The 884-nt window shown below is 68.7% G+C and carries 1 pseudogene; it reads left to right on the top strand.

What is annotated here, in order from left to right:
* A pseudogene (locus GTW40_RS14525) lies at nt 1-884 on the top strand (formate dehydrogenase); the annotation flags it as partial.

Genomic DNA, 884 nt, shown 5'->3' with positions numbered 1-884 from the left:
TCAGCTGGTGCCTCGGCGTCACCCAGCACGAGCACGGTGTGGACACGGTCCGCGAGATCGTGAACCTGCTGCTGCTCCGCGGCAACCTCGGCCGTGAGGGTGCGGGACCGTCCCCCGTGCGCGGGCACAGCAACGTGCAGGGCAACCGCACCTGCGGCATCGACCACCGTCCGGAGCCGGAGTTCCTGGACCGGCTGGCCGAGGTCTGCAAGATCAACCCGCCGCGCGACCACGGCCTCGACACCATCGGCACGCTCCAGGCGATGAACCGGGGCGACGTCAAGGTCTTCATCGGCATGGGCGGCAACTTCGCCCTCGCCGTGCCGGACTCGCCGTTCAGCTACGAGGCGCTGCGCAACTGCGACCTCACGGTCCAGGTCAGCACCAAGCTGAACCGCAGCCACGTGGTCCACGGCAAGGAGGCGCTGATCCTTCCGTGCCTCGCCCGCACCGACAAGGACCACCAGCGCAACGGCGTCCAGAGCACCTCCGTCGAGGACTCGATGTCCATGGTGCACCTGTCGGTCGGCATGAAGCGGCCCGCCTCCAAGCATCTGCTGTCGGAGCCCGCGATCATCTCCGGCATGGCGCGTGCGGCGCTGCCCGCGAGCCCCACGCCGTGGGAGTGGTACATCGAGGACTACGACCGCATCCGGGACACCATGTCCGAGGTACTGGACGGCTTCGAGGACTTCAACCGCCGGGTGCGGCTGCCGCTGGGCTTCCGCATCAAGCAGCCCGCCCGCGAGCTGATCTTCCTCACCGAGTCCGGAAAGGCGGAGTTCTCCCACGCGCCGCTGCCGGACGTCGTCCCGCCCGCGGGCATGCTGATGCTCGGCACCATGCGGTCGCACGACCAGTGGAACACCACGATCTACTCGGAC

Origin of the sequence: Streptomyces sp. SID4985, assembly GCF_009863025.1 — a bacterium.
Lineage (GTDB): Bacteria > Actinomycetota > Actinomycetes > Streptomycetales > Streptomycetaceae > Streptomyces.
Note: the sequence above shows the minus strand (reverse complement) of the source record. Positions and strands in the feature narration are given on the sequence as shown.